This is a genomic window from Citrobacter sp. Cpo045 (assembly GCF_030332875.1).
Lineage (GTDB): Bacteria > Pseudomonadota > Gammaproteobacteria > Enterobacterales > Enterobacteriaceae > Citrobacter > Citrobacter portucalensis.
The window spans coordinates 1-13,092 of sequence record NZ_JAOWGZ010000107.1 but is presented as its reverse complement, the minus strand read 5'-3'; the positions used below and the strand labels follow the sequence as shown (position 1 = coordinate 13,092).

The following is a 13,092-nucleotide window of genomic DNA, read 5'->3' as shown; positions in this document are numbered from 1 at the left end:
CGTGTTGGCGTCGGATCCGGCAATGATGACTACTCGGCCAGCATCTGCTCAAGCTGTTCCTGAGCCTCCAGCCAGGCCATTTCACACTCTTCCAGCCCGGATTTCGCACTGGCCTGCTGCTGCAAACAGGCGGTAAGTTCGGCTTTGCGACTTTGGCCGTACAGTTCGCTGTCGCCGAGTTTTTCTTCCGCCTGCGCCAGCTGTGCGTGCAGTTTCTCCATCTCTTTTTCCAGACGGGTAATCTCTTTACGCAGCGGCTGCGTCAGGGAGCGCAGTTCCGCTTCACGGCGCTTCTGGTCTTTACGCGCTTGGGCGCTGTTAACGCTCTCTTTCGCCGGTTCGTCGCCCTGGTTTTCCTGTTTCTGGACATCGCTCAGCCACTGCTGATAATCCTCCAGATCGCCATCAAACGGCTCGACTTTCTTGTCGTGTACCAGATAGAGGTCGTCGGTGGTGGAGCGGATCAGGTGACGGTCGTGCGAGACGACAACCAGCGCGCCTTCAAAATCGATCAGCGCCTCGGTCAGCGCCTGACGCATATCCAAGTCCAGGTGGTTGGTTGGTTCATCGAGCAGCAGCAGGTTAGGGCGCTGCCAGACGATCAACGCCAGTACCAGACGCGCTTTTTCGCCACCGGAGAAGCGGCGTGTCTCTTCGCTGACTTTATCGCCCTGGAAGCCGAATCCACCCAGGTAGTCACGCAGTTTCTGCTCCAGTTCCTGCGGTGCCATGCGTGCCAGATGCTGAATGGGTGATTCATCGGCGCGTAAAAACTCCAGCTGGTGCTGCGCGAAGTAGCCCAGTTTGATGCCTTTCGCCAGGCCAATCTCACCGCTGATTGGGGCCAGTTCGCCGGCCAGCAGCTTAATCAGCGTCGATTTACCCGCGCCGTTGCGACCGAGCAGGCCGATGCGGGAACCCGGCACCAGATTCAGTTTGATCGAATCGAGAATGACGCGATCGCCGTAGCCTGCGCTAACCTTTTCCATCTTCAGCAGCGGGTTTGGCAAGCTTTCCGGCTCACGGAAGCTGAAGTGGAACGGGTTGTCCACGTGCGCTGGGGCAATCAGCTCCATGCGTTCCAGCATTTTGATACGGCTCTGTGCCTGCTTCGCTTTCGTTGCTTTAGCGCGGAAACGATCGATATAGCTTTGCAGATGCGCCACGCGCTCCTGCTGGCTTTCGTACATTGCCTGTTGCTGTGCGAGGCGGGTCGCACGCTGGATTTCAAACGCGCTGTAGTTGCCGGTGTACTCGAACATGGTTTGCTGTTCGATATGAATAATTTTATCTACCACCGGATCGAGGAAGTCGCGATCGTGGGAGATCAAAATCAGCGTGCCCTGATAGCTTTTCAGCCATCTTTCCAGCCAGATCACCGCGTCGAGATCGAGGTGGTTGGTGGGTTCATCGAGCAGCAGTAGGTCTGAACGGCAAATCAGCGCCTGGGCCAGGTTGAGACGCATACGCCAGCCACCGGAGAAGTCGCTGACCGGGCGCTCAAGCTGTTCGTTGGAGAAGCCGAGGCCATGCAGCAGGCTGGCGGCGCGTGAGCGCACGGTCCAGGCGTCGATGGCATCCAGCTTGCCATGGACAGTGGCAATGGCATGTCCATCGTTACGTTCGTTGGCGTCGTTCAACTGCGCTTCCAGTTGACGATACTCGCGGTCGCCGTCAATGACGTACTCCAGCGCGGGCTGTGGCAACGCAGGCGTTTCCTGATTCACCCACGCGAGCTGCCAGTTTCCCGGATAGGTAAATCCTCCAGCGTCGGCGCTGAGTTCATTTTTCAGCAATGCCAGCAGGGTAGATTTACCGCAGCCATTTTTACCCACCAGGCCAACCTTTTGCCCAGGATTAATGGTGGCCGTGGCATTGTCCAGCAAGACGCGCACGCCACGACGAATTTGTAACGATGAGAAAACAATCATAAGGCGCCGTATGTTCAGACTATGTTAATTTATCATTATGATAATGTAATGTGCGGGCCGTTTGCCGCACCGAGGCGCAATGGTAGCCCAAAACGTCGAAAATAGACAAAAGACAAAACCGGGAGGGGGATGATGTTCCAGCCAGCGAAAGTCTTGCTGCTGTATGCCCATCCGGAATCTCAGGACTCGGTCGCGAACCGTGTTCTGCTTAAACCGGCCATGCAGCTCAGCAATGTTACCGTGCACGACCTTTACGCGCACTATCCTGATTTTTTTATCGATATTCCGCATGAACAGGCGCTGCTGCGTGAGCATGATGTGATTGTTTTTCAGCATCCGCTCTATACCTATAGCTGTCCGGCGCTGTTAAAGGAATGGCTTGACCGCGTACTGAGCCGCGGATTTGCCAGCGGTCCCGGAGGGAATCAACTGGCGGGAAAGTACTGGCGTAGCGTTATCACTACCGGAGAACCGGAAAGTGCCTACCGCTATGACGCGCTAAACCGTTATCCAATGAGCGATGTGCTGCGTCCTTTCGAGCTAACGGCCGGTATGTGCCGCATGCACTGGATGAGCCCAATTATCGTTTACTGGGCCAGACGGCAAACGAAGCAGGAGCTGGACAGCCATGCGAAAGCGTATGGTGACTGGCTGGCGAATCCGATCCCTGTGGGAGGCCGCTGATGGAAGGTTCTGATTTATTGACAGCGGGAGTGTTGTTCCTCTTCGCGGCGGTGGCCGCAGTTCCCCTGGCCTCAAAGCTGGGTATCGGTCCGGTGCTGGGTTACTTGCTGGCGGGTATTGCTATCGGCCCGTGGGGATTAGGATTTATCAGCGATGTGGATGAAATCCTGCATTTTTCCGAGCTGGGCGTAGTCTTTCTGATGTTCATCATTGGGCTGGAACTTAATCCCGCCAAACTGTGGCAACTGCGGCGTTCAATTTTTGGCGTCGGTGCCGCGCAGGTGATGCTGAGCGCGGTGGTGCTGGCCGGATTATTGATGCTCACTGCGTTCTCCTGGCAGGCGGCAGTGGTTGGCGGCATTGGTCTGGCGATGTCATCGACCGCTATGGCGCTACAGTTAATGCGCGAAAAAGGCATGAACCGCAGTGAATCCGGACAACTGGGTTTTTCGGTACTGCTGTTTCAGGATCTGGCGGTGATCCCCGCGCTGGCACTGGTTCCGCTACTGGCGGGTTCTGCTGACGAACATTTTGACTGGATCAAAGTGGGGATGAAGGTGCTGGCCTTTGCCGGCATGCTGATTGGCGGTCGCTATTTGCTGCGTCCGGTTTTCCGCTTTATTGCGGATTCTGGCGTGCGGGAAGTGTTCACCGCTGCCACGCTGCTGTTGGTGCTGGGTTCTGCTTTATTTATGGATGCGCTGGGGCTATCAATGGCGCTGGGAACGTTTATCGCGGGCGTGCTGCTGGCGGAAAGCGAATACCGACATGAGCTGGAAACGGCAATCGATCCGTTTAAAGGCCTGTTGCTCGGGCTGTTTTTTATCTCCGTTGGCATGTCGCTCAACCTCGGTGTGCTCTACACCCATATTCTGTGGGTGGCAGCGAGCGTGATAGTGCTGGTGGTCGTAAAAATGCTGGTGTTGTATGTGCTGGCGCGTCTTAACGGCATGAGAAGCTCTGAACGGATGCAATTTGCCGGGGTTTTAAGTCAGGGGGGGGAATTCGCTTTCGTGCTGTTTTCAACGGCATCCTCGCAACGGCTGTTTCAGGGCGACCAAATGGCGTTGCTGCTGGTGACCGTCACGCTGTCGATGATGACCACGCCGCTGGTGATGAAGCTGATTGATAAATGGCTCTCCCGCCAGTTTAACGGCACGGATGAGGAAGACGAAAAACCCTGGGTGGAAGATGATAAACCGCAGGTGATTGTGGTGGGATTTGGGCGTTTTGGTCAGGTTATTGGTCGCCTGTTGATGGCCAATAAAATGCGCATTACCGTTCTGGAGCGGGATATCAGCGCGGTGAATCTGATGCGTAAATATGGCTATAAGGTTTATTACGGTGATGCCACGCAGGTGGAACTGTTGCGCTCCGCAGGGGCAGAGGCGGCGCAATCTATTGTTATTACCTGTAATGAGCCTGAAGACACCATGAAACTGGTGGAACTGTGCCAACAGTATTTTCCGCATTTGCATATTCTTGCGCGAGCGCGCGGACGTGTAGAGGCGCATGAGTTATTACAGGCTGGTGTGACGCAGTTTTCCCGCGAAACGTTCTCCAGTGCGCTGGAGTTGGGGCGTAAAACGCTGGTTACACTGGGAATGCATCCGCACCAGGCTCAGCGTGCTCAGCTGCATTTTCGGCGGCTGGATATGCGCATGCTGCGGGAACTGATCCCCATGCATACAGATACGGTACAAATCTCTCGAGCCAGGGAAGCCCGGCGCGAGCTGGAGGAAATTTTCCAACGAGAGATGCAGCAAGAGCGACGTCAGCTGGATGGCTGGGATGAATTTGAGTAGAGGATAACCATGGCAATTCGTAAACGTTTTATCGCAGGTGCAAAATGTCCGTCCTGCCAGTCGCAGGATACGCTGGCGATGTGGCGCGAAAATAATATCGATATTGTTGAGTGTGTTAAGTGCGGTCATCAGATGCGGGAAGCAGATAAAGAGGCGCGCGAGCACGTTCGCAAAGAAGAGCAAGTGATCGGGATTTTTCATCCGGACTAGCGATATGGCGCAGCTTTTTTTAAGCTAGAGGGTACACGGGTGCAGAATTCCGCTACAATCTGCGCCACTATTCTTTCCATGCTCAGGAGATATCATGAAAGTAGCAAAGGACCTGGTGGTCAGCCTGGCCTATCAGGTACGTACAGAAGACGGTGTGTTGGTTGATGAGTCTCCGGTGAGTGCACCGCTGGACTACCTGCATGGTCACGGTTCCCTGATTTCTGGCCTGGAAACAGCGCTGGACGGTCATGAAGTTGGCGACAAATTCGATGTTGCTGTTGGCGCAAACGACGCATACGGTCAGTACGACGAAAACCTGGTGCAGCGCGTTCCTAAAGACGTCTTCATGGGCGTTGACGAACTGCAGGTTGGCATGCGTTTCCTGGCTGAAACTGACCAGGGTCCAGTACCGGTAGAAATTACCGAAGTGGAAGACGACCACGTTGTGGTTGACGGTAACCACATGCTGGCTGGCCAGAATCTGAAATTCAACGTAGAAGTTGTTGCTATCCGCGAAGCGACCGAAGAAGAACTGGCTCACGGCCACGTTCACGGTGCGCACGGTCACGACCACGATCATGACCACGGTCATGACGGTTGCTGCGGTGGTCACGGCCACGGTCACGACCATGGTCACGAGCACGGCGGCGAAGGCTGCTGCGGCGGTGGCGGTAAAGGTAACGGCGGCGGCTGCGGTTGCCACTGATCGGTATGATTGCCTGATGGCGCTACGCTTATCAGGCCTACCGTAGGCCGGATAAGACGTTTACGTCGTCATCCGGCACAAAAAAGCGGGGATATCCCCGCTTTTTTTACGTCTCAATAATGTGGCGGCGGGGTCTCTTCAGACTGCGACGCAATGTGGGACGGCTGCGTTGCTTTGAGCTTTTCCGTCAGCAGACGCAGATGGTCGCGCAGTTTGGCCATTTCCAGTTCATGCGCGGTCACCGTCACGTTGAGCTCTTCAATGGTGATCTCCTGAAATGCCAGGCGACTTTCCAGTTCAGCCAGGCGAGTTTCCATAGTTGTATCCTGCATGATTCACCTCTTTCTTTTTTCTCCGGCAGATCGCGGACTGCGGCGAATTCTACTTAACTTTGCTTGTTTGCACAGCACTCAATCTTCGGTAACGAAACTAATTTAAACAAAAAGAGTCTGAAAAGTGGTGATAATAGGGCGTGCCTGTATGTTGATTTGTTCTGCAACGCTTTATAGTACATTTTTATGTTAGCTAACCCTGGGGTGAGATGCCCCGGCCCTGGAGATATGGATGAAATCACTGTTTAAAGTAACGCTGCTGGCGACCACAATGGCTGTTGCTCTGCATGCCCCGATCACCTTCGCTGCTGATGCTGCGAAACCAGCCGCTACTGCTGACAGCAAAGCAGCATTCAAGAATGACGACCAAAAAGCCGCTTACGCGCTGGGCGCGTCCCTGGGTCGTTATATGGAAAACTCTCTGAAAGAGCAGGAAAAACTGGGCATCAAACTGGATAAAGATCAGTTGATCGCTGGTGTTCAGGATGCGTTTGCAGACAAGAGCAAACTGTCTGACCAGGAAATCGAACAAACTCTGCAGGCGTTTGAAGCGCGCGTGAAGAGCTCCGCTCAGGCGAAAATGGAAAAAGACGCGGCTGACAACGAAGCCAAAGGTAAAGTTTACCGCGAGAAATTTGCTAAAGAGAAAGGCGTTAAAACCTCTTCTACTGGCCTGGTCTACAAAGTAGAGAAAGAAGGTACTGGCGCTGCACCGAAAGATAGCGATACCGTGGTAGTCAACTACAAAGGTACGCTGATCGATGGTAAAGAGTTTGATAACTCCTACACCCGTGGTGAGCCGCTGTCTTTCCGTCTTGACGGTGTCATCCCTGGCTGGACTGAAGGCCTGAAAAACATCAAGAAAGGCGGCAAAATCCAGCTGGTTATCCCACCGGATCTGGCTTACGGCAAAACGGGCGTCCCGGGTATTCCGGCCAACTCTACGCTGGTCTTTGATGTTGAACTGTTAGACATCAAACCGGCACCGAAAGCTGACGCGCAGCCAGATGCTGCACCGGCAGATAAAGCTGCAGACAGCAGCAAAAAATAAGCTAACAGAAACCGCCGCCCACAGGGCGGCGGTTTTTTATTATCGACAGGATATAATTAATACTGGAAAGCGCCTTGTGCGCTGTATTACTTTAGATGCCCCTATAATAGTGATGAGCCTGCCCTGACAACATAACGACAGGCTCCTGAAAAGGAGTGCTTTTTTTCATGTCCAGGTCGCTTTTAACCAACGAAACCAGTGAGCTAGATTTGCTGGATCAACGTCCTTTCGATCAAACCGACTTCGATATCCTCAAATCCTACGAAGCGGTAGTGGACGGGTTGGCGATGCTCATTGGTTCCCATTGTGAAATCGTATTGCACTCTTTGCAGGATTTGAAATGCTCGGCCATCCGCATTGCTAACGGTGAACACACGGGCCGTAAAATTGGCTCACCGATTACCGACCTTGCGTTGCGTATGCTGCATGATATGACGGGTGCGGATAGCAGCGTGTCGAAGTGTTACTTCACACGTGCGAAAAGCGGTGTCTTGATGAAGTCGGTGACGATTGCCATTCGCAACCGTGAGCATCGCGTGATTGGTCTGCTGTGCATCAACATGAACCTTGATGTTCCTTTCTCGCAGATAATGAATACCTTTATACCACCGGAAACCCCGGAAGTGGGCTCTGCCGTCAACTTCGCTTCTTCGGTGGAAGATCTGGTTACCCAGACGCTGGAATTCACGATCGAAGAAGTGAATGCCGATCGCAATGTTTCCAACAACGCGAAGAACCGCCAGATCGTCCTGAATTTATATGAGAAAGGCATCTTCGATATTAAAGATGCCATCAATCAGGTCGCCGATCGGCTGAACATCTCCAAACATACGGTCTACCTCTATATTCGTCAGTTCAAAAGCGGCGATTTCCAGGGGCAAGACAAGTAATGCGTTTTGCCATCATGGTGACAGGGCCTGCTTATGGCACGCAGCAGGCGAGCAGCGCGTTGCAATTTGCTCATGCGCTTCTCGAAGAAGGGCATGAGTTATGCAGCGTCTTTTTCTATCGAGAAGGTGTATATAACGCCAACTTACTGACTTCACCCGCCAGTGATGAATATGATCTGGTGCGGGCTTGGCAACAGCTGAACCAACAGCATGGTGTAACGCTGAATATCTGCGTGGCGGCGGCGTTGCGTCGCGGCGTTGTTGATGAAACTGAGGCAAAGCGGCTGGGACTGGCAGGGGCTAATTTACAATCAGGTTTTAACCTCAGCGGGCTTGGATCGCTGGCTGAGGCATCCCTGACCTGCGATCGCGTGGTGCAGTTCTGATGAAACGTGTTGCTTTTGTCTTTTCTACCGTGCCGCACGGCAGCGCATCTGGCCGTGAAGGGTTAGATGCATTGCTGGCGACATCTGCATTAACGGAAGACCTCGGCGTGTTTTTTATCGGCGATGGCGTCTTTCAAATCCTCCAGGGACAACAACCGGATACTGTGCTGGCGCGAGACTATATCGCAACCTTCAAGCTATTAGGGTTGTACGATATCGATCAATGTTGGCTCTGCGCTGCCTCATTACGCGAGCGGGGCCTTCAGCAGGGGGTTAATTTTGTGGTCGATGCGACAGCGCTTGAACCGGAAGATTTACGCCGTGAGTTAGGCAACTTTGACGTCATTTTAAGGTTTTGAGACCCTCATGCTGCACACACTACATCGCTCCGCGTGGCTTACCGATTTCTCCTCTCTTCTTCGCTTGGTAGATAAAGACGATGAGCTTTTATTGCTCCAGGATGGCGTGACGGCGGCAATCGAAGGAAGCCGTTTCCTTGAAAGTCTGCAAAATGCCTCCATTAAGGTCTATGTACTGGAAGAAGACATTAAGGCTCGCGGTTTGAGTGGTCAAATTTCAGACAGTGTCGTCAGGGTTAGCTATACTGACTTCGTCAGACTTACGGTGAAGCATCCCAGCCAGATGTCCTGGTAATTGTGGGATCGTTGTATATTTCTTGACACCTTTTCGACACCGACCTAAAATTCTGCGTCCTCATATTGTATGAGGTCGTTTTATTACGTGTTTACGAAGCAAAAGCTAAAACCAGGAGCTATTTAATGGCAACAGTTAACCAGCTGGTACGCAAACCACGTGCACGCAAAGTTGCAAAAAGCAACGTGCCTGCGCTGGAAGCATGCCCGCAGAAACGTGGCGTATGTACTCGTGTATATACTACCACTCCTAAAAAACCGAACTCCGCACTGCGTAAAGTTTGCCGTGTTCGTCTGACTAACGGTTTTGAAGTGACTTCCTACATCGGTGGTGAAGGTCACAACCTGCAGGAGCACTCCGTGATCCTGATCCGTGGCGGTCGTGTAAAAGACCTCCCGGGTGTTCGTTACCACACCGTTCGTGGTGCGCTTGACTGCTCCGGCGTTAAAGACCGTAAGCAATCACGCTCCAAGTATGGCGTGAAACGTCCTAAGGCTTAATGGTTCTCCGTTAAGTAAGGCCAAACGTTTTATATTAATGTCAAACTAAACTCTTAGAGTTTTGGACAATCCTGAATTAACAACGGAGTATTTCCATGCCACGTCGTCGCGTCATTGGTCAGCGTAAAATTCTGCCGGATCCGAAGTTCGGATCAGAACTGCTGGCTAAATTTGTAAATATCCTGATGGTAGATGGTAAAAAATCTACTGCCGAAACTATCGTATACAGCGCGCTGGAGACCCTGGCTCAGCGTTCTGGTAAAAACGAACTGGAAGCTTTCGAAGTAGCTCTCGAAAACGTGCGCCCGACTGTCGAAGTTAAGTCTCGCCGCGTTGGTGGTTCTACTTATCAGGTACCAGTTGAAGTCCGTCCGGTCCGTCGTAATGCCCTGGCAATGCGTTGGATCGTTGAAGCTGCTCGTAAACGCGGTGATAAATCCATGGCTCTGCGCCTGGCGAACGAACTTTCTGATGCTGCAGAAAACAAAGGTACTGCAGTTAAGAAACGTGAAGACGTTCACCGTATGGCAGAAGCCAACAAGGCGTTCGCACACTACCGTTGGTAATCCCTTCGGAGTTTTAGTCACCAGGCGGGCGCTTCTAGTAGGCAGCCCGCTTTGGGCTACTTAAATTGAACGCCTAAAAGATAAACGAGGAATCAAATGGCTCGTACAACACCCATCGCGCGCTACCGTAACATCGGTATCAGTGCGCACATCGACGCCGGTAAAACCACTACTACCGAACGTATTCTGTTCTACACCGGTGTAAACCATAAAATCGGTGAAGTTCATGACGGCGCAGCCACCATGGACTGGATGGAGCAGGAGCAGGAACGTGGTATTACTATCACCTCCGCAGCGACTACTGCATTCTGGTCTGGTATGGCTAAGCAGTATGAACCGCATCGCGTAAACATCATCGACACCCCGGGGCACGTTGACTTCACTATCGAAGTAGAACGTTCCATGCGTGTGCTTGATGGTGCAGTAATGGTTTACTGCGCAGTTGGTGGTGTTCAGCCTCAGTCTGAAACCGTATGGCGTCAGGCAAACAAATATAAAGTTCCGCGCATTGCGTTCGTTAACAAAATGGACCGTATGGGTGCGAACTTCCTGAAAGTTGTTGGTCAGATCAAAACCCGTCTGGGCGCGAACCCTGTTCCGCTGCAGCTGGCAATTGGCGCTGAAGAAGCGTTCACCGGTGTTGTTGACCTGGTGAAAATGAAAGCCATCAACTGGAACGAAGAAGATGCAGGCGTAACCTTCACTTATGAAGATATCCCGGCTGACATGCAGGAACTGGCTGAAGAATGGCACCAGAACCTGATCGAGTCCGCTGCAGAAGCTTCAGAAGAGCTGATGGAGAAATACCTGGGTGGTGAAGAACTGACTGAAGAAGAGATCAAAAAAGCTCTGCGTCAGCGCGTTCTGAACAACGAAATCATCCTGGTAACCTGTGGTTCTGCGTTCAAGAACAAAGGTGTTCAGGCGATGCTGGATGCGGTAATTGATTACCTGCCATCCCCAGTAGACGTACCTGCGATCAACGGTATTCTGGACGACGGTAAAGATACTCCTGCTGAGCGTCATGCTAGCGATGACGAGCCGTTTGCTGCTCTGGCATTCAAAATCGCTACTGACCCGTTCGTGGGTAACCTGACCTTCTTCCGCGTGTACTCTGGTGTGGTTAACTCCGGTGACACCATCCTGAACTCCGTGAAAACTGCACGTGAACGTTTCGGCCGTATCGTACAGATGCACGCTAACAAACGTGAAGAGATCAAAGAAGTTCGCGCGGGCGATATCGCTGCTGCAATCGGTCTGAAAGACGTGACCACTGGTGACACTCTGTGTGACCCGGATCACCCGATCATTCTGGAACGTATGGAATTCCCTGAGCCGGTAATTTCCATCGCGGTAGAACCGAAAACCAAAGCTGACCAGGAAAAAATGGGTCTGGCTCTGGGCCGTCTGGCTAAAGAAGACCCGTCATTCCGCGTATGGACTGACGAAGAATCTAACCAGACCATTATCGCTGGTATGGGTGAGCTGCACCTCGACATCATCGTTGACCGTATGAAGCGTGAATTCAACGTTGAAGCGAACGTCGGTAAACCTCAGGTTGCTTACCGCGAAGCGATTCGCGCGAAAGTTACCGATATCGAAGGTAAACACGCTAAGCAGTCTGGTGGTCGCGGTCAGTACGGTCATGTTGTTATCGACATGTACCCGCTGGAGCCGGGTTCAAACCCGAAAGGCTACGAGTTCATCAACGACATCAAAGGTGGTGTAATTCCTGGCGAATACATCCCGGCCGTTGATAAAGGCATCCAGGAACAGCTGAAATCTGGCCCGCTGGCTGGTTACCCGGTTGTTGATCTGGGCGTGCGTCTGCACTTCGGTTCTTACCATGACGTTGACTCCTCTGAGCTGGCGTTTAAACTGGCCGCTTCTATCGCCTTCAAAGATGGCTTTAAGAAAGCGAAACCAGTTCTGCTTGAGCCTATCATGAAGGTTGAAGTAGAGACTCCGGAAGAGAACACCGGTGACGTAATCGGTGACTTGAGCCGCCGTCGTGGTATGCTTCGTGGTCAGGAATCCAACGTCACTGGCGTTGTTATCCATGCTGAAGTTCCGCTGTCTGAAATGTTCGGATATGCAACCCAGCTGCGTTCTCTGACCAAAGGCCGTGCTTCTTACTCCATGGAGTTCCTGAAGTACGACGATGCGCCGAACAACGTTGCTCAGGCCGTTATTGAAGCCCGTGGTAAATAATCCACAGGATTAAAACCTAAGTCCCGTGCTCTCTCCATAGGGGAGAGCACTATAGTAAGGAATATAGCCGTGTCTAAAGAAAAATTTGAACGTACAAAACCGCACGTTAACGTCGGCACCATCGGCCACGTTGACCACGGTAAAACTACCCTGACCGCTGCAATCACTACCGTACTGGCTAAAACCTACGGCGGTGCTGCTCGTGCATTCGACCAGATCGATAACGCGCCGGAAGAAAAAGCTCGTGGTATCACCATCAACACTTCTCACGTTGAATATGACACCCCGACTCGCCACTACGCACACGTAGACTGCCCGGGCCACGCCGACTATGTTAAAAACATGATCACCGGTGCTGCGCAGATGGACGGCGCGATCCTGGTTGTTGCTGCGACTGACGGCCCGATGCCGCAGACTCGTGAGCACATCCTGCTGGGTCGTCAGGTAGGCGTTCCGTACATCATCGTGTTCCTGAACAAATGCGACATGGTTGATGACGAAGAGCTGCTGGAACTGGTAGAAATGGAAGTCCGTGAACTTCTGTCTCAGTACGATTTCCCGGGCGACGACACTCCGATCGTTCGTGGTTCTGCTCTGAAAGCGCTGGAAGGCGAAGCAGAGTGGGAAGCGAAAATCATCGAACTGGCTGGCTTCCTGGATTCTTACATCCCAGAACCAGAGCGTGCGATTGACAAACCGTTCCTGCTGCCTATCGAAGACGTATTCTCCATCTCCGGTCGTGGTACCGTTGTTACCGGTCGTGTAGAGCGCGGTATCATCAAAGTTGGTGAAGAAGTTGAAATCGTTGGTATCAAAGAGACTGCTAAGTCTACCTGTACTGGCGTTGAAATGTTCCGCAAACTGCTGGACGAAGGCCGTGCTGGTGAGAACGTTGGTGTTCTGCTGCGTGGTATCAAACGTGAAGAAATCGAACGTGGTCAGGTACTGGCTAAGCCGGGCTCTATCAAGCCGCACACCAAGTTCGAATCTGAAGTGTACATTCTGTCCAAAGACGAAGGCGGCCGTCATACTCCGTTCTTCAAAGGCTACCGTCCGCAGTTCTACTTCCGTACTACTGACGTGACTGGTACCATCGAACTGCCGGAAGGCGTAGAGATGGTAATGCCGGGCGACAACATCAAAATGGTTGTTACCCTGATCCACCC

15 protein-coding genes are annotated in these 13,092 nt (G+C 52.5%); 13 read left to right on the top strand and 2 right to left on the bottom strand.

Annotation, left to right across the window (positions count from 1 at the left end):
* Nucleotides 1-29: 29 nt before the first annotated feature.
* Nucleotides 30-1,931 (bottom strand): ABC transporter ATP-binding protein, encoded by a 1,902-nt coding sequence (locus OGY13_RS21970; protein ID WP_213752604.1) that lies wholly within the window; start codon nucleotides 1,929-1,931, stop codon nucleotides 30-32.
* Between the two features lie 132 nt (nucleotides 1,932-2,063).
* On the opposite strand from OGY13_RS21970, the gene kefG reads away from it, so the two are divergent.
* The 4 genes from kefG (at nucleotide 2,064) to slyD (ending at nucleotide 5,336) form a co-directional block, all read left to right on the top strand.
* On the top strand, nucleotides 2,064-2,615 hold the full coding sequence (gene kefG / locus OGY13_RS21965) for a glutathione-regulated potassium-efflux system ancillary protein KefG (RefSeq protein WP_003023629.1): 552 nt from the start codon (nucleotides 2,064-2,066) through the stop codon (nucleotides 2,613-2,615).
* Nucleotides 2,615-4,420: a glutathione-regulated potassium-efflux system protein KefB gene (kefB, locus tag OGY13_RS21960; protein ID WP_003827759.1), complete on the top strand. Its 1,806-nt coding sequence runs from the start codon at nucleotides 2,615-2,617 to the stop codon at nucleotides 4,418-4,420. Before kefG ends, kefB begins: the two co-directional genes overlap by 1 nt.
* A 9-nt stretch (nucleotides 4,421-4,429) precedes the next feature.
* Nucleotides 4,430-4,630, top strand: a complete 201-nt coding sequence (locus tag OGY13_RS21955) for a YheV family putative zinc ribbon protein (protein WP_003023632.1) — start codon at nucleotides 4,430-4,432, stop codon at nucleotides 4,628-4,630.
* Between the two features lie 94 nt (nucleotides 4,631-4,724).
* Nucleotides 4,725-5,336: a peptidylprolyl isomerase gene (slyD, locus tag OGY13_RS21950; RefSeq protein ID WP_008786294.1), complete on the top strand. Its 612-nt coding sequence runs from the start codon at nucleotides 4,725-4,727 to the stop codon at nucleotides 5,334-5,336.
* Nucleotides 5,337-5,449: 113 nt separating this feature from the next.
* On the opposite strand, the gene OGY13_RS21945 is transcribed toward slyD, so the two are convergent.
* Nucleotides 5,450-5,668 carry a protein SlyX gene (locus tag OGY13_RS21945; protein WP_003023639.1) on the bottom strand — a complete coding sequence of 73 codons (219 nt, stop codon included), beginning with the start codon at nucleotides 5,666-5,668 and terminating at the stop codon, nucleotides 5,450-5,452.
* A gap of 232 nt (nucleotides 5,669-5,900) precedes the next feature.
* Here OGY13_RS21945 and fkpA point away from each other — a divergent pair, with 232 nt between their 5' ends.
* The 9 genes from fkpA to tuf all read left to right on the top strand — a co-directional run.
* Nucleotides 5,901-6,719, top strand: coding sequence for an FKBP-type peptidyl-prolyl cis-trans isomerase (gene fkpA / locus OGY13_RS21940; RefSeq protein ID WP_003827768.1), 819 nt, complete (start codon nucleotides 5,901-5,903; stop codon nucleotides 6,717-6,719).
* Between the two features lie 167 nt (nucleotides 6,720-6,886).
* On the top strand, nucleotides 6,887-7,609 hold the full coding sequence (locus OGY13_RS21935) for a helix-turn-helix transcriptional regulator (protein ID WP_003023643.1): 723 nt from the start codon (nucleotides 6,887-6,889) through the stop codon (nucleotides 7,607-7,609).
* On the top strand, nucleotides 7,609-7,995 hold the full coding sequence (gene tusD / locus OGY13_RS21930; protein ID WP_008786293.1) for a sulfurtransferase complex subunit TusD: 387 nt from the start codon (nucleotides 7,609-7,611) through the stop codon (nucleotides 7,993-7,995). Before OGY13_RS21935 ends, tusD begins: the two co-directional genes overlap by 1 nt.
* The gene (gene tusC / locus OGY13_RS21925) at nucleotides 7,995-8,354 is read left to right on the top strand and encodes a sulfurtransferase complex subunit TusC (RefSeq protein WP_213752603.1); all 360 of its coding nucleotides are present in this window, start codon (nucleotides 7,995-7,997) and stop codon (nucleotides 8,352-8,354) included. The genes tusD and tusC overlap by 1 nt, the downstream gene beginning before the upstream one ends.
* A 7-nt stretch (nucleotides 8,355-8,361) precedes the next feature.
* Nucleotides 8,362-8,649: a sulfurtransferase complex subunit TusB gene (tusB, locus tag OGY13_RS21920; protein WP_008786292.1), complete on the top strand. Its 288-nt coding sequence runs from the start codon at nucleotides 8,362-8,364 to the stop codon at nucleotides 8,647-8,649.
* 125 nt (nucleotides 8,650-8,774) lie between these two features.
* A complete protein-coding gene (gene rpsL, locus OGY13_RS21915; protein WP_003023654.1) occupies nucleotides 8,775-9,149 on the top strand; it encodes a 30S ribosomal protein S12 in 375 nt (124 codons plus the stop codon).
* A gap of 95 nt (nucleotides 9,150-9,244) precedes the next feature.
* Nucleotides 9,245-9,715 carry a 30S ribosomal protein S7 gene (gene rpsG, locus OGY13_RS21910; RefSeq protein ID WP_003023657.1) on the top strand — a complete coding sequence of 157 codons (471 nt, stop codon included), beginning with the start codon at nucleotides 9,245-9,247 and terminating at the stop codon, nucleotides 9,713-9,715.
* Nucleotides 9,716-9,811: 96 nt separating this feature from the next.
* Nucleotides 9,812-11,926, top strand: a complete 2,115-nt coding sequence (gene fusA / locus OGY13_RS21905) for an elongation factor G (protein ID WP_003023659.1) — start codon at nucleotides 9,812-9,814, stop codon at nucleotides 11,924-11,926.
* A gap of 69 nt (nucleotides 11,927-11,995) precedes the next feature.
* On the top strand, nucleotides 11,996-13,092 hold a 1,097-nt coding region (gene tuf, locus OGY13_RS21900), incomplete at its 3' end, for an elongation factor Tu (protein ID WP_118262821.1).